Source organism: Hyphomicrobium sp. NDB2Meth4 (genome assembly GCF_900117445.1).
GTDB lineage: Bacteria > Pseudomonadota > Alphaproteobacteria > Rhizobiales > Hyphomicrobiaceae > Hyphomicrobium_A.
In genome coordinates, this window is the sequence record NZ_FPEJ01000001.1 from 1,198,697 (window position 1) to 1,219,237 (window position 20,541).

Annotated in this window: 23 protein-coding genes; 16 read left to right on the top strand and 7 right to left on the bottom strand. The window is 64.3% G+C overall.

Features of this window, described 5'->3' with window-relative positions; translation table 11 throughout:
* Positions 1-6: 6 nt before the first annotated feature.
* Positions 7-1,125 (bottom strand): PA0069 family radical SAM protein, encoded by a 1,119-nt coding sequence (locus NDB2M4_RS05725; protein WP_083555831.1) that lies wholly within the window; start codon positions 1,123-1,125, stop codon positions 7-9.
* A 115-nt stretch (positions 1,126-1,240) separates the two neighbouring features.
* Between NDB2M4_RS05725 and NDB2M4_RS05730 the strand changes: the two genes are divergently transcribed.
* From NDB2M4_RS05730 to NDB2M4_RS05740, 3 genes are all read left to right on the top strand, one after another.
* Positions 1,241-1,918 carry a glycosyltransferase gene (locus NDB2M4_RS05730; protein ID WP_244536051.1) on the top strand — a complete coding sequence of 226 codons (678 nt, stop codon included), beginning with the start codon at positions 1,241-1,243 and terminating at the stop codon, positions 1,916-1,918.
* Positions 1,919-2,040: 122 nt separating this feature from the next.
* Positions 2,041-2,433: a hypothetical protein gene (locus tag NDB2M4_RS05735; protein ID WP_072371302.1), complete on the top strand. Its 393-nt coding sequence runs from the start codon at positions 2,041-2,043 to the stop codon at positions 2,431-2,433.
* A gap of 152 nt (positions 2,434-2,585) precedes the next feature.
* Positions 2,586-3,290 (top strand): hypothetical protein, encoded by a 705-nt coding sequence (locus tag NDB2M4_RS05740; RefSeq protein ID WP_072371305.1) that lies wholly within the window; start codon positions 2,586-2,588, stop codon positions 3,288-3,290.
* 8 nt (positions 3,291-3,298) lie between these two features.
* Here the strand turns inward: NDB2M4_RS05740 and moaB are convergent, their stop codons facing one another.
* Entirely contained in the window at positions 3,299-3,835 is a 537-nt protein-coding gene (gene moaB / locus NDB2M4_RS05745; protein ID WP_072371308.1) for a molybdenum cofactor biosynthesis protein B, read from the bottom strand.
* 13 nt (positions 3,836-3,848) lie between these two features.
* Entirely contained in the window at positions 3,849-4,724 is an 876-nt protein-coding gene (locus NDB2M4_RS05750) for a uracil-DNA glycosylase (RefSeq protein ID WP_072371311.1), read from the bottom strand.
* A gap of 166 nt (positions 4,725-4,890) precedes the next feature.
* On the opposite strand from NDB2M4_RS05750, the gene NDB2M4_RS05755 reads away from it, so the two are divergent.
* The 3 genes from NDB2M4_RS05755 to NDB2M4_RS05765 all read left to right on the top strand — a co-directional run bounded on the left by NDB2M4_RS05755 (position 4,891) and on the right by NDB2M4_RS05765 (position 9,465).
* Positions 4,891-6,573: an electron transfer flavoprotein-ubiquinone oxidoreductase gene (locus NDB2M4_RS05755; protein WP_210186509.1), complete on the top strand. Its 1,683-nt coding sequence runs from the start codon at positions 4,891-4,893 to the stop codon at positions 6,571-6,573.
* A 154-nt stretch (positions 6,574-6,727) separates the two neighbouring features.
* The gene (locus tag NDB2M4_RS05760) at positions 6,728-8,521 is read left to right on the top strand and encodes a tetratricopeptide repeat protein (RefSeq protein WP_083555834.1); all 1,794 of its coding nucleotides are present in this window, start codon (positions 6,728-6,730) and stop codon (positions 8,519-8,521) included.
* A gap of 77 nt (positions 8,522-8,598) precedes the next feature.
* On the top strand, positions 8,599-9,465 hold the full coding sequence (locus NDB2M4_RS05765) for a 4-(cytidine 5'-diphospho)-2-C-methyl-D-erythritol kinase (RefSeq protein ID WP_072371317.1): 867 nt from the start codon (positions 8,599-8,601) through the stop codon (positions 9,463-9,465).
* Between the two features lie 26 nt (positions 9,466-9,491).
* Here NDB2M4_RS05765 and NDB2M4_RS05770 read toward each other — a convergent pair whose 3' ends face one another.
* Both NDB2M4_RS05770 and NDB2M4_RS05775 read right to left on the bottom strand, forming a co-directional pair.
* A complete protein-coding gene (locus tag NDB2M4_RS05770) occupies positions 9,492-9,983 on the bottom strand; it encodes a hypothetical protein (protein ID WP_072371320.1) in 492 nt (163 codons plus the stop codon).
* A gap of 87 nt (positions 9,984-10,070) precedes the next feature.
* On the bottom strand, positions 10,071-11,078 hold the full coding sequence (locus tag NDB2M4_RS05775) for a polyprenyl synthetase family protein (protein ID WP_244536069.1): 1,008 nt from the start codon (positions 11,076-11,078) through the stop codon (positions 10,071-10,073).
* A gap of 115 nt (positions 11,079-11,193) precedes the next feature.
* Here NDB2M4_RS05775 and NDB2M4_RS05780 point away from each other — a divergent pair, with 115 nt between their 5' ends.
* The 5 genes from NDB2M4_RS05780 (at position 11,194) to NDB2M4_RS05800 (ending at position 13,880) form a co-directional block, all read left to right on the top strand.
* Positions 11,194-11,418 carry a putative signal transducing protein gene (locus tag NDB2M4_RS05780; RefSeq protein ID WP_072371325.1) on the top strand — a complete coding sequence of 75 codons (225 nt, stop codon included), beginning with the start codon at positions 11,194-11,196 and terminating at the stop codon, positions 11,416-11,418.
* 162 nt (positions 11,419-11,580) lie between these two features.
* Positions 11,581-12,384, top strand: coding sequence for a tRNA1(Val) (adenine(37)-N6)-methyltransferase (locus NDB2M4_RS05785; protein WP_072371328.1), 804 nt, complete (start codon positions 11,581-11,583; stop codon positions 12,382-12,384).
* A gap of 95 nt (positions 12,385-12,479) precedes the next feature.
* On the top strand, positions 12,480-13,322 hold the full coding sequence (locus tag NDB2M4_RS05790) for a S49 family peptidase (protein ID WP_072371331.1): 843 nt from the start codon (positions 12,480-12,482) through the stop codon (positions 13,320-13,322).
* A gap of 52 nt (positions 13,323-13,374) precedes the next feature.
* Positions 13,375-13,593 (top strand): hypothetical protein, encoded by a 219-nt coding sequence (locus tag NDB2M4_RS05795; protein ID WP_072371333.1) that lies wholly within the window; start codon positions 13,375-13,377, stop codon positions 13,591-13,593.
* Between the two features lie 83 nt (positions 13,594-13,676).
* A complete protein-coding gene (locus tag NDB2M4_RS05800) occupies positions 13,677-13,880 on the top strand; it encodes a hypothetical protein (RefSeq protein WP_072371336.1) in 204 nt (67 codons plus the stop codon).
* Positions 13,881-13,984: 104 nt separating this feature from the next.
* Here NDB2M4_RS05800 and NDB2M4_RS05805 read toward each other — a convergent pair whose 3' ends face one another.
* Positions 13,985-14,560, bottom strand: coding sequence for a glyoxalase superfamily protein (locus NDB2M4_RS05805; protein ID WP_072371928.1), 576 nt, complete (start codon positions 14,558-14,560; stop codon positions 13,985-13,987).
* A gap of 237 nt (positions 14,561-14,797) precedes the next feature.
* Positions 14,798-15,823: an MBL fold metallo-hydrolase gene (locus NDB2M4_RS05810; RefSeq protein ID WP_072371339.1), complete on the bottom strand. Its 1,026-nt coding sequence runs from the start codon at positions 15,821-15,823 to the stop codon at positions 14,798-14,800.
* A gap of 57 nt (positions 15,824-15,880) precedes the next feature.
* Between NDB2M4_RS05810 and NDB2M4_RS05815 the strand changes: the two genes are divergently transcribed.
* The 5 genes from NDB2M4_RS05815 (at position 15,881) to NDB2M4_RS05835 (ending at position 20,358) form a co-directional block, all read left to right on the top strand.
* Positions 15,881-16,651 carry a helix-turn-helix domain-containing protein gene (locus NDB2M4_RS05815; RefSeq protein ID WP_072371341.1) on the top strand — a complete coding sequence of 257 codons (771 nt, stop codon included), beginning with the start codon at positions 15,881-15,883 and terminating at the stop codon, positions 16,649-16,651.
* 167 nt (positions 16,652-16,818) lie between these two features.
* A complete protein-coding gene (locus NDB2M4_RS05820) occupies positions 16,819-18,402 on the top strand; it encodes an autotransporter outer membrane beta-barrel domain-containing protein (RefSeq protein WP_072371344.1) in 1,584 nt (527 codons plus the stop codon).
* A gap of 50 nt (positions 18,403-18,452) precedes the next feature.
* On the top strand, positions 18,453-19,109 hold the full coding sequence (locus tag NDB2M4_RS05825) for a GNAT family N-acetyltransferase (RefSeq protein WP_072371347.1): 657 nt from the start codon (positions 18,453-18,455) through the stop codon (positions 19,107-19,109).
* A gap of 65 nt (positions 19,110-19,174) precedes the next feature.
* Positions 19,175-20,128, top strand: coding sequence for a glycine--tRNA ligase subunit alpha (locus tag NDB2M4_RS05830; RefSeq protein ID WP_072371350.1), 954 nt, complete (start codon positions 19,175-19,177; stop codon positions 20,126-20,128).
* Entirely contained in the window at positions 20,128-20,358 is a 231-nt protein-coding gene (locus tag NDB2M4_RS05835; protein ID WP_072371353.1) for a hypothetical protein, read from the top strand. The genes NDB2M4_RS05830 and NDB2M4_RS05835 overlap by 1 nt, the downstream gene beginning before the upstream one ends.
* Positions 20,359-20,541: the final 183 nt, after the last annotated feature.

A 20,541-nucleotide genomic window follows, 5' to 3' on the forward strand; every position in this document is an offset into this window, starting at 1 on the left:
AAAGCGTCAGAAAAGCTGCATTTGTTGCCCCGCGAGCACGGGCCGGCGGAACAGGTCGACCCGCAGCTCGCTGTGATCTGCGTTGAGTCCCAATCGCTTGACGGCCAGCCGAAACCGCGCGCCGATCTGCTCGGCATAGGGCCCCGAGCCGCGCATCCTCATGCCGAACTCCGACGTGTAATCGCGTCCACCGTGCATCGACTGCATCAGATGCATCACGCGGTCGGCCTTGTCGGGGAACGCGCCGGCCAGCCACTCGCGGAACAGCACGCTGATCTCCAGCGGCAGCCGCAGCATCACGTACCCCGCCGAGCGCGCACCCGCCTCCTTGGCCGCTTCGAGGATGCGCTCGATCTCCGGGTCAGTGAGGCCGGGTATGATCGGAGCCACCATGACCGTCGTCGGAATGCCGGCCTCTGCCAGTTGGCGCACCGCATCGAGCCGGCGTCGCGGCGTCGGCGCCCGCGGCTCCATCGCGCGCGCAATCTTTGCGTCGAGCGTCGTCACCGAGATCGCCGCCCGCGCCAGCCCCTTCGCTGCCATGCGCGTCAGAATGTCGATGTCGCGCGTAATCAGCGCCGACTTCGTGACAATGCCGACCGGATGATTGGTGCGCTCCAGCACCTCCAGCACCGAGCGCATGATGCGCCGCTCGCGCTCGATCGGCTGATAGGGATCTGTGTTCGTGCCGATCGCCATGCAGGCCGGCTGATAGCGCGGATTGGCCAGCTCACGCTCCAGCAGCGCCGCCGCGTTGGTGCGCGCATAGAGCTTTGTCTCGAAGTCGAGCCCGGCTGAATGCCCCAGAAAGCAGTGTGTTGGCCGCGCGAAGCAATAGATGCAACCATGCTCGCAGCCTCGATATGGATTGATCGAGCGATCGAATGAGATGTCCGGGCTGTCGTTGCGCGTAATGATGGTGCGCGCGGGATCATCGAACACGGTCGTCTTGAAGGCGTCGAGGTCGCCTAGCCCTTCCCAGCCGTCGTCGAATGTCTCGCGCCGCTCTCCCTCGAAACGCCCCGTGTGGTTCGAGCGCGCACCTCGCCCGCGCCGACGCTCATCGTCGACGAGGCCGCCAGGCGTCGCATCGATTGTCGGCTTTTCCCGCTGTCGCTTCCGCACCTTCGCCTCTCAGGCTTGTGTACCCGCGAGGCTATCGCATCATTGCGAACAAAGCAAGAACATGACTTAAGATCGATCAGCTCTCGCATTACCTGTTGTTGGCTTGGCTCAGCCTGTGGCACAGAAGCCTATGATCTCGGTCATCATTCCCACCCTCAATGCTGAAGCGAGCCTGCCGGCGACCCTGACCGCACTGGTCCCGGCGGCGCTGGAAGGCGTCGTCCGCGAGGTGATCGTCGTCGACGGCGGCTCGACCGACCACACGGGCATGATCGCCGACCACGCCGGCGCAGACCTCATTACAACGCCCGCCAATCGCGGCGCCCAGATGCGCGCCGGCGCCCACGCCGCCCGTCACCCCTGGCTGCTGTTCCTTTACCCCGACACGGTTCTCGAGGCCGGGTGGGAGCGCGAGGCCGACAACTTCATGGAGCGCGTCGACCGCGGCTCAACGCGCTGCCGTGCTGCAGCCTTCCGCTATGCCCTCGACGATGAAGGATTCGCACCGCGCACCCTGGAAGGCATTGCCCGTTTGCGCTGTGCGCTCCTGCACATGCCATACGGTGATCAGGGCTTGCTCATTTCACGCCGCCACTACGACGAGGCCGGCGGCCATCGTCCGCTGACCGCGCGCGAGGACGTCGATCTCATCCGCCGCATCGGCCCGCGCCGTGTGCGCGTGCTGTCGGCCCGCGCTATTTCCGACGCGACCCGCTATCGCCGCGATGGCTACATGCGCGGTGCGCTCGGCAATCTCGCGCCGCAGCTCGCTCCGCGCGCCATGCGCACCTGACGGCAGCTTACAATTCCGACAGCAAACTCGCCCGCGCCGCATTCGCGCTCTCGTGCGGTCGTAATTTTGCCGTTAGATTTAGGTGACTTAAGAACGCTCAGCGCTTTACGGGGGTAAAAGCTGTGTCCACCAGCAATTCATCGCGTCTGTCTTCTCTGCCGCTGCCGCCTCGGGCCGCACCCGTCCGCCGTCGCAAGCCCGTCGCTCGCTCCGCGGCCGGACGTTTCCTTCTGATCGACGAAGACACCGCCGATAAGCTCGCCATCGAAACCGGACGTCTCCCGCGCGTCAGCGACATGCCGCTCGATGTGCCTGTGCTCATCGTTGCGTCGGGCGTTCCTTCGTTCAAGGTCGAGCATGTCGGCGCAGCGCTGAAGGCACGCGGCGCGCGCGGATATTGGCTGGTGCGTCCAGCAAGCAATCGGACGAGCGCGAATGGCGATCGTCTCACTGAAACTCTTGTCGGCTTTCCGGGGTTACATATCGCCCGCCTCGAACAGCCGCACGATCTCTAGCAATACGAACTGCGGCGTGGCCGCGACAATCTGTCGGCCGTGGCGTTAGCAAAGTTGGTGGTTTTGCCGTGCATCCCGCAGCATTGATGCGGACTTCGGCAATTGACAGTGGTAGCGTTGCACCACTTGTTTGAGTGTCAGGGGGTTGCGTCATGGTGCAGACTTCTTCTTCTTCTTCGGTGCAGTTCACGCCCGCGCAAGTGCTTCAGGCCGCGCGGCGCGCGGAAGCTGAGGGCAAGATGGACTACGCCCTCCAATTCTATCGCCATCTCGTCGAACAGCATGGCGGCACGCCTGAAGCTCAGGAAGCACGCGAAGGTCTTTTCCGCATCGCCGAGTGGCGCTGGGGCGAAGCGCGCGTCGCGCGCAGCAAGGAAGCCGGTGGCGCCGCCGCAACCGGGCCGCAGCCACCGCAGACGCCGCCGAGTGCAACCACCGGCCAGCGCGTCTACAACGTCGCCAACAACGAGCAGGCTGGCTACGCCAGCGAAGAACAGCGGCCCGCCGCTGGCAACCTGCCGCAGATCATCTCGCGTCAGCACGCCCCCGCGGATCAGCGGGTCCCGTTTGAAGCACGCTTCGGTGTCGGCAAGGCGTTCGCGCATATGCTCAGCGGCGCTGGCTGGCTGATGCTTCTCTCCGGAATTTTCGCGGCTGCTGCTGGCTTTGCTGGCCTCGTCGGCGAGCTTTCCGCTCTTGGCCTGTTCGGTGCGCCGTTCGGCGTGATGCTCGGGCTACCGGCGGTCCTCTTCGGCCTCGTGTTCGTGGTCGGCGGCCAGCTCGCGGCTGCGCTGTTCGAAAGCGCCAACGCGACGCTGGAAGCGACCGCCATCCAGCGCGCCCGCGCCGCCGCCTGAAACCAGGCTCAGCCGCGCGACTCTTTCAGCCGCGGCATGATCTCGACCAGATTGCATGGCCGGTGGCGGCTGTCGAACTGCCACTTGAGAATGCCGTTCCACGCATCTTTGCATGCGCCCGGTGAACCCGGCAGGCAGAAGATATAAGTGCCGTTCGCCGTGCCACCGCACGCGCGCGACTGGATGGTCGACGTCTCCACGGTCTTGAACGAGATCATGTGGAAGATGACCGAGAAGCCCTCGATCTCCTTCTCGAATAAAGGCTTCACCGCTTCCGGCGTGACGTCGCGGCCCGTGAAGCCGGTGCCCCCGGTGGTGATGATCGCTTCGATGCCGGGATCGGCGATCCAGCTCTCGACCTTGGCGCGGATCTGCGTGATGTCGTCGGTGACGATCTCGCGCTTCACCAGCGCATGCCCCGCCGCGCGGATCATCTCCTCCAGCGTGTCGCCGGATTTGTCCGTGGCCTTGTCGCGCGTGTCCGACACCGTCAGCGTTGCGAAGCGCACCGGCTTGAATTCGAAGCTTTCGTCGATCTTTGCCATCTGTCGTTCTTTGCTATTTCAGCTCTGCCTTCACGGCGAGCAGATCGCGCCACGCCATGTTCTTCGCCGCCGGTGTACGCAGCAGGTAGGCGGGGTGCAGCGTCGCCATCGCCTTCACGCTGGTCCCGCCGATATTGAGTTCGCGCCATTTGCCGCGAATGCGCATGATGCCGTCGGCTGCGTCGAATAGATGCTTCGCCGATGCCCCGCCAAGTGCCAGCACCACCTTCGGCCGCACCAGCGCAACCTGCCGTTCCAGGAACGGCCGGCATGCCAAGGCTTCTTGCGGTGTCGGCGTGCGGTTCCCCGGCGGGCGCCAATAGACGATGTTGGTGATGTGCGTGTTCGTCTCGTCCATGCCGATCGAAGCCAGCATCTTGTCCAGCAATTGTCCGGCACGGCCGACGAAGGGTTTTCCTTCGAGGTCTTCCTCACGCCCGGGCGCCTCGCCGATAATCATCAGCGGAGCCGTTTCCGCGCCCCGGTAGAGACACAGGTTCTTCGCTGTCGCCTTGAGCCCGCACCCCTCGAATGCCATGAGCCGCGCCTTGAGCTCAGCAAGATTGGCAACGCCTGCGACATCAGGCGCAGCGTCGCCGGCCGCCGGCGCCTTCGCGGGGAACTGTCGTGCCGGCCGTGTCGTTGTCGGGGGGCGTGCGTTGAGCGGAGGCCGAGGCGCAGGTGCAGCGCCAGGCCGAGCTGCTGGGGGTCCCGGCGCGGTCTCTGGAGCGGTTGCCATCCCCGGCAAAGCGAAGCGAGCCCCCGGCGCCGTCTCACCGCGGGCGAGCCAGTCCACCGGCTCATCCGCCAGGGCGGCATCGACCCCCATCGCCTCGTACCAGGCGAGGAGCCGGCCGGCAGCCTTCCGAATTGTCTCGTCCTCGATCATGCCGGGACCCTATAACACGCTGCCTTTGCCTGACAGCGTCATCGCCGGCGCCTTATGGCAAGTCGCGGCAATTCGCGGCTCCGCGGCGCTTGACGCTGCCGCCCCTCCAGACCTACGACCACTTTAGACATATTTGAAAATCCCCGACAGCGAGGTGACATCCAATATGGCCGAGGCCGAAAACGCAGCCGAGCTGCCGCCCAGAGAGGCGATGGAGTTCGACGTCGTCATCGTCGGCGCAGGCCCCGCGGGCTTGGCGGCTGCGATCCGCCTCAAGCAGCTCGCTGCCGAGGCCGGCAGCGATGTCTCCGTCGTCGTGGTCGAAAAGGGCTCCGCCGTTGGCGCCCACATCCTTTCGGGCGCCGTCATCGACCCCAAAGGCCTCAACCGCCTCATTCCTGATTGGAAAGAGAAGGGCGCCCCCGTCGAGACCGCGGTCACCGACGATCGCTTCTACTTCCTCACCAAGACCAAGGCTCTGCGGCTGCCCAACATGTTCATGCCGCCGCTCATGAGCAACCACGGCAACTACATCGTCAGCCTCGGCGCGCTGGTCACATGGCTCGGCGAGCAGGCAGCCGAAATGGGCGTCGAGGTCTATCCGGGCTTCGCCGCCAGCGAGGTTCTCTATGACGACAACGGCGCCGTCGTCGGCATCGCCACCGGCGACATGGGCGTCGGCCGCGATGGCCAGCCGACCGACGCGTTCGTGCGCGGCATGGAATTGCGCGGCAAGTACACCTTCTTCGCCGAAGGCGCACGAGGCTCGCTGACCAAGAGCCTGATCGAGCAGTTCCGTCTTTCCGATGGCCGCGATGCGCAGAAATTCGGCATCGGCCTCAAGGAGTTGTGGCGCATCGCGCCCGAAAAGCACCAGCCGGGCCTCGTCCAGCACTCGTTCGGCTGGCCGCTCGATGACCGCACCGGCGGCGGCTCGTTCCTCTATCACTACGGCGAGGATCTCGTGGCGGTGGGTTTCGTGCTGCACCTCAACTACGAGAACCCCTACCTTTCGCCCTATGACGAGTTCCAGCGCTTCAAGACCCACCCCGCAATCCGCGGCACATTCGAGGGCGGTAAGCGCATCGGTTACGGCGCCCGCGCCATCACCGAGGGCGGCTGGCAGTCGATCCCGAAACTGACCTTCCCGGGTGGCGCCCTGCTCGGCTGCGCCGCGGGCTTCGTCAACGTTCCCCGCATCAAAGGCAGTCACAACGCCATCCTCTCCGGCATGGCCGCCGCCGAGGCGGCATTCGCAGCCCTTGCCGAAGGCCGCCAGCAGGACGAGCTTTCAGCCTATGAGACCGCGGTCCTGGAAGGTGACATCGCCGCCGACCTGAAGCCGGTGCGTAATGCCAAGCCGCTCTGGTCGCGCTTTGGCACCTATCTCGGCATTGCCCTGGGCGGTCTCGATATGTGGATCAACACGTTGATCCCCGGCGGCCTTTTCACGCTGAGCCACAAAAAGCCCGACTACGCCACCCTGAAGCGGGCGCAGAACGCCAAGCCCATCGACTACCCCAAACCCGACGGCGTGCTGACCTTCGACCGCCTCACGAACGTGTCGTTCTCAGGTACCAATCATGAGGAGAACCAGCCGGTTCACCTTAAGCTTACCGACGCTCGTGTGCCCGTTGCCATCAACCTGCCCGAATTTGCCGAGCCTGCTCAGCGGTACTGTCCGGCGGGCGTCTACGAGATCGTCGTCGAACCGGGTGGGGATCCGCGTTTCCAGATCAACGCGCAAAACTGCGTGCACTGTAAGACCTGCGATATCAAGGACCCCAGCCAGAACATCAACTGGGTTTGCCCCGAAGGCGGGGGTGGCCCGAATTACGCTGGAATGTGAGCCGGCTGGCTTCTCACAGAGAGCAAAACCGGGGCGCGGTGAATTATTCGGATTCAACGTTACCCAGTGCGTGGCTGTCGCCAAATCGCCGCGTTATTTGCTAGTCTGTGCCGCTACGGGAATCACCTCCGGCCTCCAAGAAGGATCAGGTTGAATGCGGGCTAGCCTTCGCAAGGTGTTGCACTCATCGGTGACCACCATCGGCGTCCTCACCTTCGGCCTTGGTGCCGCACAAGCCGCCACCGATTTCACAACCGAGACGACCGCGCACTCGCTGTTCGGCAGCTACCTCGCCGCCAACATCGCCAAGAGCATCAATGACGCCGACGCCGCGTCCTCGTTCTATGGCAGCGCCCTGTCGCTCGATCCCAATAACAAGGTGCTCATCGAGCAAGCCTTCCAGACCGAAGCGACCGAAGGACATTGGGACAAAGCCGTGCCGCTCGCGCGCCAGCTTGTCGCCAAGGATGCCACCAACCGGATGGCGCACCTTCTGCTCGGTCTCGAGGCCTTCAAGAAGGGCGACTTCAAGAAATCGGACGATGAATTCCGCAAGGCCAGCGACGGTCCGATCGGCGAGTTGACCAGCGCGCTTGCCCGCGCCTGGGCCGCCGCGGCCGATGGCAATGCGCAGCGCGCGCTCAAATTCCTCGACATGCCCAAGCAGGCCGAGTGGGCGCAGTTCTATCTCAACTATCACAAGGCGCTGATCTCTGACGTGCTCGGCCGCAGCAAAGAGGCCGAGACCGCGTACGAGCATTCGATGCGCCAGGACGCCACCACACTGCGCATCGCGCTGGCCTACGCACGCCACGCCGCGCGCAACGGCAACTTGAAGCTCGCCAACGAGATCCTCGACCAGCAGACCGATCGCAACCAGTCGGAGCCGCACGTTCTCGTGCGCGAGCTGCGCGAAGAAATCGGCCCCGGCAAAAAGACCCAGTTGCTTGTCACCACGCCGGCCGAAGGCATGGCCGAGGTGTTCTATGGTCTGGGCGAAGCGCTCACCAGTGAGGGCGGCCTCAGCATGGGCGTCCTTTATCTGCAGATGGCTCTGCACGCTCAGCCCAATCACGCATTCGCCCTTGCCGCACTCGCCAGCGCCTACGAGACCGGCCAGCGCTACAAGGATGCCATCGACGCCTACAACCGCATCCCTCCCGGCAGCGCCCTGCAGCCGGCGATCGACATCCGCAAGGCCTTCGATCTCAACTCGCTCGATCGCGATGAGGAAGCGAAAGTCATCCTCGACAAGCAGATCGCCGAGAACCCGACCGACCTGAAGCCGCTCGATGCGCTGGGCAACATCCTGCGTGCGCGCAAGCGTTACGCGGAAGCCGCCGACATCTACACCAAGGCCATCGCGCTGATCCCCAATCCGGACAAGCGCCACTGGAGCATCTTCTATTCGCGCGGCACCTGCTATGAGCGCCTCAAGAAGTGGCCGGCTGCCGAAGCCGATCTGAAGAAGGCTCTGGAGCTTTACCCGGACCAGCCGCTCGCCCTGAACTACCTCGGCTATAGCTGGATCGACCAGAACATGAACCTCAAGGAGGGCATGGACCTGATCGAGAAGGCCGTCGCCCTGAAGCCGGATGATGGCTACATCGTCGATAGCCTCGGCTGGGCCCACTACAAGCTCGGCAACTACGCGGAGGCCGTGCGCTTCCTCGAGCGCGCCGTGGAACTGAAGCCGCAGGACCCCGTCCTCAACGATCACCTCGGCGATGCCCTGTGGCGCGTCGGCCGTGAGCGCGAGGCGAAATTCCAGTGGGATCAGGCACTGACGCTCGACCCAGAGCCCGAAGAGGTTGTGAAGATCAAGCAGAAGCTCGTCGAAGGCCTGCCGCCCAGCCTTGAAGCCCGGGTCGGCGCCCGCGAGACGATGCGCAAGATCCAGCAGAAGCGCCGTAAGGAAACCAAGCTTAACCCTGCCCTGGTAGAGTAACCTCCGCCAACGACAGGCGTGTAATTCGAGCGGCCCCGTCAATTCGTCGGGGCCGCTTCTTTAATGGTCGAAGTCCAATGACGGTCATTGCCGAACGCGCGCGCGCCAAGGTCAATCTTACGCTGCGCATTCATGGTCGCCGTGCGGACGGTTATCATCTCCTCGAAAGTCTGATCGTCTTCGCCGACGTCGGCGACAAAGTGGTGTTTCGCCCCGGCGCCACACCGTCAGTCACGGTGTCAGGCCCCTACGTCGGCGCCATCACCGGCCGCAATCTCGTCGATACGACGCTGGAGCGCCTCGCAGCAGCCGATCCCGGCCTGACCTTGGGCGCCGTCGAGATCGAGAAAGCTCTCCCCATCGCAGCTGGGATTGGCGGCGGTTCGGCCGATGCGGCGGCTGTGCTGCGCGCCGTGCGCAGCGTCAACCCGCAAAGCAAGATCGACTGGCACGCCATCGCGGCTTCGCTCGGCGCCGATGTTCCCGTATGCCTTGCCGACTGCTCCGCGCTCGTATGGGGCGTCGGTGAGCACATTGAGCCATTGCCCGCGCTCGCCAGCCTCGATGCCGTGCTCGTCTGCCCGATGGCAGCAGCGCCGCTGGAAAAAACGCGCACGGTGTTCCGGCAACTCGCCACGCAGCCGCTCGAGCACGCCAACCCGCCGGTCATCCCGCCTGAAATGTCGGACGCCGACGCGCTCATCGCGCACATGCGCGGGATCGGCAATGATCTGCGCAACGCCGCGCACGCCATCATGGAGCAGAGCGCCTGGGCCGAAGCGGCGCTCGCCGCAAAGCCGGGCTGCCAGTACGTCAGCCTGTCGGGTGCGGGACCGACGTCCTACGGCATCTTCACCGATGCCGGTGCCGCGGCCGACGCAGCCGACAGCCTCAAGGCTCACCATCCCGAGTGGTGGATCACCGCCACCACTCTCGGCAACTAACCTCGCCCGCTTGAGCCTCAGCCAACTTAACAGAAAAAACAATTGCGGCAGGCGGTGGCGGCCTGCTCGATCTGGCCGCTCATGATCTTGGTATACTCGGCCAGCTTAGGCTTGAAGCGCTCGCAGACGTTCTTCTTGGCCTCCGCCTCGCCGTGCAGCGTTTGCCACTGCTTCAGGTATTCGCTCTTCTTGGTCCGGAACTTGGCGAACACCTTTTTCAGCGATGCCGGCTCGACGCACGAGGCAACCGCAACCCACGCACGCCGCTGCAGATTGAGCTTCGTCCCGCAGAATTCCTGCAGCGCATCGACGGTCGCGTACTCGTCGACCAGCTTCCAAAGGTTCGTTTGCTCGGCTTTGCTCATGTCCGCGATGCCGAGCTTCACCAGCACGATGCCCGGTTGCTCCGCGGCCGCCGACTGAGCGGCAGCACCCGCCACGGCCACCAGGCACAATGCCCCAAGGATATAGCCGGCCATGCCGGCCTTACGTCCGATCGTCTGCTTAAGCGAACCCACCGGCGTTCCCCGATCCTGATGCGAAGCGCCGAATCCTAGGATGGAGCCCTGCGGCCGGCAATAAGAGCGTATAAGCCGCCCACGTTTTCAGTGCGAGCGATGCACGCAGAACTCGATGACGTCCAGCATTGCGGCCTTTTCGGGCCGGTCCGGGAAAATCGCCAGGGCATCATGCGCCACGGCACCGAACGAGCGCGCCCGCTCCATCGTCGCTTCGATGGCCTTGTGCTGTTTCATCAAGGACACAGCCCGTTCCAGGTCACCATCCTGGATATCGCCCTCGGCAATCGTCCGCGTCCAGAACCGCCGCTCCTCCTCCGAGCCGCGCCGGAACGATAGGATCACCGGCAGCGTGATCTTGCCCTCGCGGAAATCATCGCCCACCGCCTTGCCGAGGTTCGAGCTGTCGCCGGAATAATCGAGCGCATCGTCGACCAGCTGGAACGCGAGACCCAGGTTGCGCCCATAAGCCTTGAGGGCCGTCTGTTCGGCCGCCGGACGATTGGAGATCGCCGCCCCGACTTCTGCCGCCGCTGAGAAAAGCGCCGCTGTCTTGGCGTTGATGATGGCGAGATACTCGTCCTCGGTCGTCGCCGTGTTGTTGGCGGCGGCCAACTGCATCACTTCGCCTTCGGCGATGACGGCGGCCGCGTTCGAAAGGATCTTCAGCACCGGCAGCGAGCCGACATCCACCAGCATGCGGAACGCTTGGCCCAGCAGGAAATCGCCCACCAGCACGCTCGCCTGGTTGCCCCACAGGATGCGCGCCGTCTGCTTGCCGCGGCGCAGGCCGCTTTCATCGACCACGTCGTCGTGCAGCAGCGTCGCGGTGTGCATGAACTCGATCGCGCTGGCGACGCGAATATGCCCCTGCCCCGGATAGTCGCAAAGCTTGGCCGACGCGAGCGCCAGCATCGGCCGCAGGCGCTTGCCACCAGAATCGATCAGGTGATGTGCCAGCTCCGGAATGAGCTCGACATCCGACACGGCCTTGTCGAGGATGATGCGGTTGATCGCCTCCATGTCCGCCGAAACGAGGTCGAGCAGCGGCTGCAACCCATTGGGGCCATTCCGGGCGGAGTCGAGGGGGATGATCTGGGCCAAAGGCGGGATTCCGGGTTCTCGTTTGTTGCTGTTGGTATAGCCCCGCTATCGGCCCCCGTACTATCAAACTTTGCCGCAGCCGGTCCAGAGCGGCTACTGTAGGCCCATGCGCGACCTCGTAACCACTAACGATCCGGTCTTGTTGAGCTTTCTCCGTGCCTTGCTGGAGGATGCGGGGATCGAGACGGCCTTGTTCGATGGCAACATGAGCACCGTGCAGGGCTCGCTCGGCGCCGTGATGCAGCGGATCGCCGTGCCTGATGATCGCTGGGATGCCGCCCGCCGGCTCCTTCTCGATGCCGACCTCGGCCAGTGGATGGTCGAGCCATGACGGATGCTCCGGTACCTAAGCCGATGGGGCGTGCACTGCGCGTTGTATTGTGGATGGTTCTGCTTGCCATCGCCGCTGCAGGACTGGCGCAATGCTCATTTGTCGCCCTCTGCGTCGTAGGTGCGGCGAAAGGCACTCCCTGCTGAGTCCGGGCCATCCGCTATGACAGTTCCGCCAACCATTTCACGCGATTGCTCAGCCGTTACTGACGATGCATTCCTCGGCGGCGCGCTGCAGATCCTGCAGCAGCGTTCCGGCTATCGCGCCGGGCTCGACGCCGTGATGCTCGCCGCGACTGTCGCCGCTACAGTCGATCGCCCGCAACGCGTGCTCGACCTCGGCGCCGGCGTCGGCACCGCGGGGCTATGCGTCGCCCGACGTATCGAAACCGCCGAAGTCGTGCTGCTGGAACGCGACCCGCAACTGGCAGCGCTCGCCGCAGAGAACGTCCGCCGCAACGACCTTTCAGATCGCGTCCGCGTCGTCACCCTCTCGGTTGGCGCATCGGCCACCGAGGTGCGCGCCGCGGGGCTGATCGAGGAAAGCTTCACCCACGTTATCGCCAACCCGCCCTATCACAACACCGCCTCCGGCACGCTCGCGCCCGACGCGACCAAAGCCGCGGCGCATGCCATGCCCGATGATGAGCTGGATAGCTGGGCACGCTTCATGGCGCGCATGGCGGCACCGCGTGGGCTCGCCACCATCGTGCACAAGGCAGATGCGATGCTGCGTGTGCTCGCCGCTCTCGATCCGCGTTTCGGCGGCATCAAGATCATGCCCCTCTATCCCCGCCCCGGTGACAACGCGCATCGTGTCATCGTCGAGGGCATGAAGGGCAGCCGTGCACCATTGCAGCTTCTCTCGGGCCTTGTGCTCCACAGCGGTGGAAACGATTTCACCCCCGCCGTGCAGGCCGTTCTGCGCGCTGGAGCAAGCCTGCCGCTGCCTGGGGCGCGCCGCTGACGGCCCAGCCGCAACGGGGCTCTAGCGTGCGCAGAGCCAATGCCCTAAAACCGGCGCCTCACCCAACGATCAGGTCTTCGCGAGGCTCATAGCGCATGTGGTTCTTCGGCCAGGGTCCAGTTGTCCCCGTGCTGCGTTTCTCCGGTCCGATCGGAATGTCGACGCCGCTGCGTCCCGGCCTCTCCCTCGGCCATGCGGCGAGCGCGATAGAGAAGGCGTTCGAAGCCTCGAAGACGCCTGCCGTCGCCATCGTCATCAACTCGCCGGGCGGCTCTGCCGTGCAGTCGAGCCTGATCTTCCATCGCGTCCGCCAGCTCGCCGAAGAGAACAAAAAGAAGGTCTACGTCTTCTGCGAGGACGTCGCGGCATCGGGCGGATACTACCTTGCGGTCGCGGGCGATGAGATCTACGCCGACGCGTCCTCCATCGTCGGCTCCATCGGCGTCATCTTCTCTGGCTTCGGTTTCGACAAGGCCATCGAGAAGCTCGGCATCGAGCGCCGCGTCTACACCGCCGGTACGGCCAAGGATTCGCTTGATCCGTTCCGTCCCGAGCGCCCCGAAGACGTCGAGCGCATCAAGGCCGTGCAGCGCGACGTGCACGACGTCTTCATCGGTGTGGTCAAGGAGCGCCGCGCCGGCCGCCTCGCCGCCGCCGACAATGAGCTGTTCACCGGCGCCTTCTGGTCTGCCCCGAAGGCTCTCGAATACGGCCTCATCGACGGCATCTCGGACGTGCGCACAAAAATGCGCGAGCTGTTCGGCGAAAAGGTGCGCCTGAAGGTCGTTCCCCTTGAAAAGGGTGGGCTTTTGAGCCGCTTGCGCCGTTCGCCGTCGGCCGCGGGTTACGAGGAATTAACGAGGCCGCGTCTTGCCTTTGCCGAGGACTTGATATCCGCTGTCGAAGCCCGGGCCCTCTGGTCTAGGTTCGGGTTGTAACCTGCGCTGCCGTCTAGAGGGCCGGCGCGCGTTGCATGAGGGAGTGTCACCGATGCCCCAGCTCGTCGCCGCCTTGCTCATTGGCGCTGGCATTTCTGCTGGCTTCAAATGGATCGCGCGTGAGATGGCGCGTGCGGCCGATGTAGCACGCGAAACTCAGGAGCAGATGGCGCGCGGTCCCGAGCTGAACACGGTGCCGAAAGACCTAGGCAAGCTCGAGTGGGACCCCGAGGCCGGCGTTTATCGGCCCGCTCGTCACCGCAGCGCGTAAAGGTTCAGCCCTTGATAAGGCTCAAGGCTTATCAGAGTGGGCAGCCTATCATCGTCACGACTGATCCCACGTAGAGGAAGCCCATGGCCGCCGACCCCGAACTGCTTGCCGAGCTCGACAATGCAATTGCTGTCCTGCGCGACAACCTGCGCGAGCTGGTCGAGCAGGCCGCGGCTTATTCCGGCGCTGCCGACGAAAGCCGCACCGCCGATCGCATCGCCGATCAGCAGGCCAAGCTCGACTCTTTGCTCGCCGAGCGCGAGCAGCTCCTCAAAGCCAACAAGTAAGCCAAAAATCAGCGCGGCTTGAGAGTTTTGATCCGCGGGCTCGTCCCGAGGATCACGCCCCTGCCTGTCAGCGGCAAGATCGCGCCCGCGGGCGCTGCACGCTGCTACGCGCGCGGATCGTCCGCCGCGTTCGGTTCGCTGAAGCGCAGCCGGTTGCCGAACGGATCGGCCACCTGCATCACCTTGGCATCCCACGCCGCGTCCTCGAGCCCCGGCCGGTAGTACCGGTATTTCTTGTCGGTCAGCTCGCGGTGGTAATCGGCGATCCCGCGCATCCACACGAACACGGTCGAGCCGGGGCTGGCATCGCCGTGATGCTCCGACAAATGCAGCTTGATGTCCGCGCGCGAGACTTGCGCATAAAGCGGAAAGTCGTCGCCGAAGCGATGCTCCCAATCGATCGTGAAACCGAGAAAGCCGACGTAGAACTCCTTCGCCTTCTCGACATCGAAAATGCGCAGGATGGGGATGGCGTCGGCGAAGCGAACTGCGCTCTTCTCCGGCTGTGTCGCCGCGCTCTGCTCTGCCTCGATCCGCGCCGCGAGCACGTTCCAGTTCTCCGCGCCGAATTGCTTGGCGACGATTTCCAGACACTCACTGTGCGAGAGCGTGACCTGCTTGTCGCCGAGGGCATTGCGCAGCGCGCGTGCCATGGCTTTGGCGTCAGGGATTTGACCCATGTGATCCTCTAGCATTGCGGCGAACGAGATAGATCAGCGCTTGCATTGCCGACCCGTTCGCCGTCTGGCTGAAGGATCAACGCATCGTGTGATGCACTTCACCATACCCTTTCGGGCGCAAGCGGCAGGCGGCATCGGCCTCCGTGCAGCTTGCTGTAGCCTGCTGGCCCCGTCAACACGCGACCATCATCGATAGCTTCCCCTCCCCCTTGCGGGGGAGGGGCAGAGTGGGGGTATTCAGCCCGCGGACGGCTGGCTGAGCTGATACGTGTGCGCAAGCCATCGATACCCGCCCTCCGGTCTGCGCTCGACGTATCCCAGCGACGGAAACGGCATGTGATAGCCCTGCACCGGAATTCGCTCCGTGGCGGCCAAGTCGTAGATCCGTTTGCGTGTCGCGGCGCCCTGTTCTTTGTCTGAATCAAACATGCAATGCCAATCGGGTCGCGCCAGCGAGGCCACCTGATGATGCGCGCAGTCGCCCCAGAAGAGCATGTTCTTGCCGTCGCTCTCGATCATGAACGCCAGATGCCCAGGCGTGTGTCCCGGAGCAGCCATCGACCGGATGCCACCGACGACGTCGTCCCCCGGTTTGATGAAGGTGACGCGGTCTCTCACCGGCACGACATTGGTGCGGAACACCCCCGCCATCAGCTTCGCCATGTCGCTGGTGTGTGCACTCTCGTTCGTCCAGAAGTCGTACTCGGTTCCCGCGATCACATAGCGCGCATTCGGGAACAACGGCTTGACGCCTTCCATGATGCCGCCGACGTGATCGATATGACCGTGCGAAAGCACCACGACGTCGATCTGCTCCGGCGTGAAACCGGCAGGCGCCAGTTGCGCCGCTAGCCAGCCGCCGTCAGGGCGCTTCACGAAGCCGTTCGCGCCATTGCCGGTGTCGAAGATCACCAACTCCTTTCCGGTATTGACGACCATCGGCGTAAAGCCCGGCTGGTACGTCTTCGGCGGTAACAGGTTCTCGATCATCAACCGTTGCACATCGGCTTCCGCAGCGTTCTCGCCGATGATCGGAAACGGGCCGTCGATGAAGGCATCGGAATCGGGCAGCATCGTCAGCTCGAACGCGCCCAGCCTGAAGCGTGCAAAGCTGGACTTGGGGAGACCAAGCTTCGGTCCAGCCGCCAGCGCTTCACCCGGCAACAAAGCACGCGCCAGCGGCGCCGCGGCGAGCCCCGCGGCCGCGCCAAGGAGCCCGCGTCGCGTAACGCGTCCCCGGGCAAATTCGCCATTTTCGTCCATTGCCACTTTGTCTGTCCTCTGCAACCTTCCTGCGTCTGGTTGTGGTGAGGATAGAAAATGACAGCGCCCCGGCGCTTGAACGAACGTGCTGCCGAGCGCACCCGCGGTTCGTTGTGGCATGTCGATGCCGGCTGGTCCGTTTTCGCCGGTCCCCTGGCGCACAACGCGCCGCACGCCCACAGCACCGCCGTCTATCTTGCCGGCCTCTACGACACCTTCCGTCTGCGCATAGGCAATGGCGCCTGGCACACCTGCCGCGCGGCCGTCATCCGCGCCGGGACGACGTACGAGTTCGACGTCAGCGGCGCCCCGCTTGGTGTCCTCTATCTCGAACCGAGCATGGGCCGCGCCGAAGTCTTCGCTCCGCTGATGCGCAACGCCGAAGAGGTGGACGGGGCGCTTGTCGGGTCAGGCGACGTGGCGCTCATGCGAAACCTCTTTGAGCAGCGGCCCGCATCCGGTGAGCTTCACGACATGACTGCCGACGCGCTCGCTTTCGCGCGCAGCAGCGCGAGGCGCGCGCTCGACCCGCGCATCTCGCACGCGATCGGGCTGCTTCAGAGCGATCATTCAGAACTGGTCTCGGCTGAGCAACTGGCGCGCACGGCCGGCCTTTCCATCTCGCGCTTCCAGCACCTCTTCACCGCTGAGGTTGGCGTGCCCTTCCGCCGCTACCGCGGCTGGCAGCGTCTGCGCACGGCGATCCGCGACGCCGCTGCCGGCTCCAGCCTCACTCAAGCCGCGCACGCTGCCGGATTTGCCGACCAGGCGCACTTCTCCCGCGCCTTCCGCACGGCCTTCGGTGCCCCGCCCTCGCGCGGTCTCTGATGTGGATAACCTGTGTGTATCCTGGTGGTAACACCAAGCGATACTCTGTGCTGAACGGTGGTCAATCGCCGCGAATCACTTTTTAACGAATCGTTAATTACTGGGTTCGTCCGGCTGACGTGCGTCGGGTTCTCATTTGCTTTCCATACTCATCCATTGAGGAACCGATGCGCGCGCTACACCGCCATGTACTGCTGGCTGCTGTCTGCTTTGCATTGCCGATTGCAACTTCCTCAGAAGCCCTCGCCAACTGCTCGGACGTAAACTCCGGTGTGTTCAATCGAACCGCTTACACGCCCTCTGGAAGCGGCGTTCTCAACACGAGCACCGGCTTCGCGGTCGGAGACAAGATCACGTTCAGAGTCTCCGGAATGGCCGGCAGCAGTTTCGAGCTGATCAACGGTGCATTGAACACCGCCCTCCTAGTTCAACCGCTTTCCAGCAGCACCGCCACCCTCACCTACACGGTAACCGGATCGAACTCGGATACGACGCTCAACACCTACATGCTGGTGCAGGCGATCCCGTTCGAGATCACGATTGCGGCTTCATGCGTCGCAAGCGGCGGAGGCGGAGGTAGCGGCGATAAGGGCGGTTCTGCATCGAACGCCACGCGCGCGTTCCTCGCCTCGCGCATTAACGGCATCCTGCTCAATGATCCGTCAGCGACAAGCCTGCTCAACCGATCCGGCGCAGCGGCCCCCCAGCAGTTCGCAAGCGCGCGCAGCGGCGCAACCAACGTCGCCAGCAGCGCCTCTGCATTTGGCGCCGCCATGGGCCTTGGCTCTGGTCTCGGCAATGCAATGGGGCTCGGCGCAAGTGACGCGGCAACGGATGTCGATGGATCGCGACCCATCCAGTTCTCGCAGAGCCTCAGCCAGCTTCGCCGTCAGTCGGCGGACGCGCAAATGAAGCGCGATCGTATGGCGCTTGGCGCCGGCGACGGCGGTGCTCTGCCTCTCGCCTACGAAACCACTTCCCCATGGGACATCTGGGTCGAGGGACGCTACTCCGCCTATGACGACGACAGTGCCAGCCTCGATCGCAGCGGCCACGTCGGCGTGCTTTACGTCGGCGGCGATTATCGCCTCGCGCAGAACATGATCGTCGGTGTCCTCGCGCAATTCGATTGGGCCAAGGACGATAGCGGTGTCCTTGCCTCGAAAGTCGACGGCAACGGCTGGATGATCGGCCCGTACATGTCGGCGCAGATTCACGACAACATTTACTTCGATCTGCGCGCCGCCTGGGGCCGCTCCTCGAACGACATCGACGTCGACGCAGCATCGGGCGCATTCGACACCTCGCGCTGGCTGGTGAAGGGCACGCTCTCTGGTAACTGGATGTATGACGCTTGGCGCATCACGCCGATGGCTGAGCTCGCCTACATCACCGAGAGCGCCGACGCTTTCACCAACTCGGCTGGCACCTTCGTCACCGGGCAGGACGTCTCGCTCGGCCGCCTGCAGTTCGGCCCTGAGATCGGCTATCGCTTCGCGCACACCGCTGACACCTTCATCGAGCCGTTCGCTGCCATCAAAGGTGTATGGGACTTCGACAACCCCAACGTCTCCATCATCGACGGCTACGTCGTCGGTCCGGGCGATTTCTGGGGTCGTCTGCAGGGCGGTCTCAACTGGATGACGTCGAGCGGCCTCTACGTACGCGGCCTCGCGTCCTGGGATGGGCTCGGTGCCGGCGACTACAACGGCTACACTCTGCAAGGCACCGTCAACGTCCCGTTGAACTAGCGCTGGCAAACTCGGCCAGCCGCGACTGTCGTTGCCCCGAGGACCGCCGATTGACCGTATCGATTGTACCCCTGCGTTCTGCCGGCGATCCGCGCTTCGATGCAGTGACGGCCATTTATCGCGACGCGATTGAGCCATCCGAGCAGAAGTCGCTGCAGCAGTTGCGCGCGCAGATCGACGACGACCGCTACGCCTGCCTTATCGCCGAGGCGGCCGGCGGCGAAATCATCGGCTTTGCCATCACATTCATCCCGCACTCCAAGGAATTCTGGCTGCTCGAGTACGTGGCGGTCGCGGGCAATGCGCGCTCCTCCGGCCTCGGCTCGGCGCTGCTGACCGCCGCCGTTGCTTATGCCGCCGAGCATGCCCCCGGCGCGCCGGGCATTCTCGAAGTTGACGCGCCTCGCGATGACCTCGACGCCTCCAGCCCCATCCGCCGCCGCCTCGCCTTCTATGCGCGCCATGGCTGCCGTCTTATCGAAGGCCTCAGCTATATCCTGCCGCTCTCCCACGCCGGCACGCCGCCGCCCATGCAGCTCCTGCTGCTTGCGCAGACCCCGCCGGCAACGCTGGCGCGCGAAGATTTGCAGCGCTGGCTGGCAACGCTCTATTCCCAGGTTTACGGCAAGCCGGCTGATGATCCCCGCATCGCCACCATGATATCGCCATTGCCGCCCGAGGTTCGCATCACCGAGCGCCTGCAATAGCTGCCCGCGTGACAGAACCCGCGCCATGCGTATAGTGCGGCCCAACTCCACAAGGGCCGCCCAACATGCCGACCGCCGAAGCAAAATCCGCCCGCGCGCACGCCGTAGAAGTGCCGCCGCTGCACCCGAAGAAGTCCTTCCAGGACCTCATCTTCACCCTGCAGCGCTTCTGGGCCGAGCAGGGTTGCGTCATCCTGCAGCCCTACGACATGGAAGTCGGCGCCGGCACGTTCCACCCAGCAACGACGCTGCGCGCCCTTGGCCCCAAGCCGTGGAACGCCTGCTACGTACAACCCTCACGCCGTCCCAAGGATGGCCGCTACGGCGAGAACCCCAACCGCCTGCAGCACTACTACCAGCTTCAGGTCATCATGAAGCCGGCGCCGTCCGACATGCAGGATCTCTACCTCGAAAGCCTGCGCCGCATCGGAATCGCTCCCGAGTTGCACGACATCCGCTTCGTCGAGGACGATTGGGAAAGCCCGACGCTCGGTGCCTGGGGCCTCGGCTGGGAAGTCTGGTGCGACGGCATGGAGGTGACGCAGTTCACCTACTTCCAGCAGGTCGGCGGCTATGACTGCGAAGTGGTGTCGGGCGAAATCACCTACGGTCTCGAACGCCTCGCCATGTACGTCCAGGGCGTGGACCGCGTGTACGACCTGTCATTCAACGGCCGCACCGACGCGCGCAAGCTCTCCTACGGCGATGTCTTCCTTCAGGCCGAGCAGGAATATTCGCGCTTCAACTTCGAGTACGCTGATACCGCGCTGCTGTTGCAGCACTTCGCTGACGCCGAGAAGGAGTGCAAGGCGCTGCTGGAAGCGGGCGAGAAGGACGGCCGCCACGAGATGGCGCTTCCCGCTTACGACCAGTGCATCAAGGCCAGCCACGTCTTCAATCTGCTGGACGCACGCGGCGTCATTTCCGTCACCGAGCGCCAGAGCTATATTCTCCGGGTGCGCGAGCTGGCCAAGGCCTGCTGCGGCGCTTGGCTGAAAACCGCGGGAGGAAGCGTATAATGCCGCCTGTCGTTCTTGGTGGACTAATCGTCGGTGTGCCAGCTTTGATTGTCGCCTGGCTGCTGCTCTTCAATCGGGCGCGTCCAGTGTTCTGGTTCGCCGTAGCGCTGATCCTCGTCGGCCTTGGCTATCTCGGAGCGACGGGCGCTCTGGTCGACATCGCTGACGCTGTCGTCGCAAGAGAGACCGCGCCGCTCCCTACCGCCGAGCCCCAGCCCGTCTCGCCCTAGAACTTCTCTGTCATCCCGGAAGCGGCGAAGCATCGCGAGCCGCTACCGGGACCCAGGAGAAGAGCGTCGCAGACTCGGAATCTTGTGCTGGCTCCCGGGTCATCGCTCGCTGCGCTCACTCGCCCGGGATGACAGACTTCGTGTCAGCGCAGCGGCCGCAGGCCGCTCAGGGCGCAAGGCGCC

Coding starts and splice junctions, on each gene's coding strand:
- NDB2M4_RS05800 (WP_072371336.1), top strand. CDS start 13,677: ATGGCCGCCGACCCCGAACTGCTTGCCGAGCTCGACAATGCAATTGCT.
- NDB2M4_RS05750 (WP_072371311.1), bottom strand. CDS start 4,724: ATGATCGAGGACGAGACAATTCGGAAGGCTGCCGGCCGGCTCCTCGCC.
- NDB2M4_RS05835 (WP_072371353.1), top strand. CDS start 20,128: ATGCCGCCTGTCGTTCTTGGTGGACTAATCGTCGGTGTGCCAGCTTTG.
- NDB2M4_RS05760 (WP_083555834.1), top strand. CDS start 6,728: ATGCGGGCTAGCCTTCGCAAGGTGTTGCACTCATCGGTGACCACCATC.
- NDB2M4_RS05790 (WP_072371331.1), top strand. CDS start 12,480: ATGTGGTTCTTCGGCCAGGGTCCAGTTGTCCCCGTGCTGCGTTTCTCC.
- NDB2M4_RS05740 (WP_072371305.1), top strand. CDS start 2,586: ATGGTGCAGACTTCTTCTTCTTCTTCGGTGCAGTTCACGCCCGCGCAA.
- NDB2M4_RS05810 (WP_072371339.1), bottom strand. CDS start 15,823: ATGGACGAAAATGGCGAATTTGCCCGGGGACGCGTTACGCGACGCGGG.
- NDB2M4_RS05780 (WP_072371325.1), top strand. CDS start 11,194: ATGCGCGACCTCGTAACCACTAACGATCCGGTCTTGTTGAGCTTTCTC.
- NDB2M4_RS05755 (WP_210186509.1), top strand. CDS start 4,891: ATGGCCGAGGCCGAAAACGCAGCCGAGCTGCCGCCCAGAGAGGCGATG.
- NDB2M4_RS05815 (WP_072371341.1), top strand. CDS start 15,881: ATGACAGCGCCCCGGCGCTTGAACGAACGTGCTGCCGAGCGCACCCGC.
- NDB2M4_RS05805 (WP_072371928.1), bottom strand. CDS start 14,560: ATGGGTCAAATCCCTGACGCCAAAGCCATGGCACGCGCGCTGCGCAAT.
- NDB2M4_RS05820 (WP_072371344.1), top strand. CDS start 16,819: ATGCGCGCGCTACACCGCCATGTACTGCTGGCTGCTGTCTGCTTTGCA.
- NDB2M4_RS05785 (WP_072371328.1), top strand. CDS start 11,581: ATGACAGTTCCGCCAACCATTTCACGCGATTGCTCAGCCGTTACTGAC.
- NDB2M4_RS05765 (WP_072371317.1), top strand. CDS start 8,599: ATGACGGTCATTGCCGAACGCGCGCGCGCCAAGGTCAATCTTACGCTG.
- NDB2M4_RS05795 (WP_072371333.1), top strand. CDS start 13,375: ATGCCCCAGCTCGTCGCCGCCTTGCTCATTGGCGCTGGCATTTCTGCT.
- moaB (WP_072371308.1), bottom strand. CDS start 3,835: ATGGCAAAGATCGACGAAAGCTTCGAATTCAAGCCGGTGCGCTTCGCA.
- NDB2M4_RS05830 (WP_072371350.1), top strand. CDS start 19,175: ATGCCGACCGCCGAAGCAAAATCCGCCCGCGCGCACGCCGTAGAAGTG.